The sequence below is a fragment of the Carboxylicivirga sediminis genome (assembly GCF_018156225.1).
Classification (GTDB): Bacteria; Bacteroidota; Bacteroidia; order Bacteroidales; family Marinilabiliaceae; genus Carboxylicivirga; species Carboxylicivirga sediminis.
This window is the reverse complement of the sequence record NZ_JAGTAR010000090.1, coordinates 1-1,266: the sequence shown is the minus strand read 5'-3', so window position 1 is coordinate 1,266 and position 1,266 is coordinate 1. Positions and strand designations below refer to the sequence as shown.

Below are 1,266 nucleotides of genomic sequence, written 5' to 3'. Positions count from 1 at the left end.
TTTTCATATACTCTAATTAAATACAAGTTTTCAAGCCACTTTTTCAGCGGAGCTATTAATATTTTTCGTTCTCGGGTCAATACATATGTAATCTTGACTATATGGTGTTCTGTTTTTTACAACGCTATAAATTGTTCGTAGCATTTTGTTAGATACATTATTCATAATTAAGTAATGAGGTTTCCCTTCGAGCATCTTTTTTTGGTAATACAATCGATATTCCTTGTTGTGCTTGACTGCAGTTTTTGCTCCCATGTACAAAAGAGCTTTCAGTTTCTTATCAGCAAAAGGACTTGTTCTTGATTTACCAACCATTTTTCCTGATGCATTAGGGAATGGGCATACTCCTGCATACGAAGCAGCTTTTCGTGCAGTATCAATATTCTGAAAATTTCCAGTTTTGATTATTAAATCAGCGGCTATAACAGGCCCTATGCCTTTCACGCTTGTTGCTAGTTCGAAATTCTCTTTTGTTGCTTCATCGTCCTTTATTAGCTGCTCAATTTCATTGTCTAGGCTGTCAATTTCATTATCTAACGCAAGTAAAGTGTTCTTAATGTGTTTGTTTACTGTAATGCTCTGCATTGGTATTTGTGAGCGACCATGCTCACCAGTACGTAAACTCTTACGAGATTTAACTAACTGAGCCCTTAAACTGTACAGTGCTTTTAATTCAACAATTGCCTCATCATCATAGATCTTATACTTGAGCTTATCAAAGAATCGTTCTCCATATTCTCTTATTCTCCTGGCATCAATAGGATCGGACTTACCTTTAATTAATCCCATGCTATGCTTGATTGTATAACCTGGAACCAAAGCTATACTAATATTTAGTTGGTTACTCAAATATACCAGTAAGTCACCATAGGCTCCGGTATGCTCAGCTACCAATACAGTATCGCAGGATAAGGTCTGTAAGAACTTCGATATGGATACTACTTTGTTTTTCACTTGCTGATTCTTTTCTTTTCCTTGTTGATCAGTAAAGTTTACATCAAACTTTTCCTTTGATAAATCAATTCCATATACTTGCATAAACTATTGTTTTATGCTCCGTATTGAGTGGCTAACATCGTGATAATGGGTTCTACCCTAAATACTCTCTGGCTTGTACTCAATGATCTGCTGTCCTTAATATGAAAAATAGATTTTATCTATCTTCTAAATAAAGTTAATGCAGCAGATGGAGCTTTTTGCCTAAGTTAAAGATCACGTTTGATTCTTTTTTAGTATGCTGGAATAGTGATTCCACAAACTAACGAT

General features: G+C 35.1%; 1 protein-coding gene. It reads right to left on the bottom strand.

All coding sequences use genetic code 11. The annotated features are described in order from the left end of the window. Positions 1-30: 30 nt before the first annotated feature. Positions 31-1,038, bottom strand: coding sequence for an IS110 family RNA-guided transposase (locus KDU71_RS22735; protein WP_212193427.1), 1,008 nt, complete (start codon positions 1,036-1,038; stop codon positions 31-33). Between the last annotated feature and the right edge of the window lie 228 nt (positions 1,039-1,266).

Coding starts and splice junctions, on each gene's coding strand:
- KDU71_RS22735 (WP_212193427.1), bottom strand. CDS start 1,038: ATGCAAGTATATGGAATTGATTTATCAAAGGAAAAGTTTGATGTAAAC.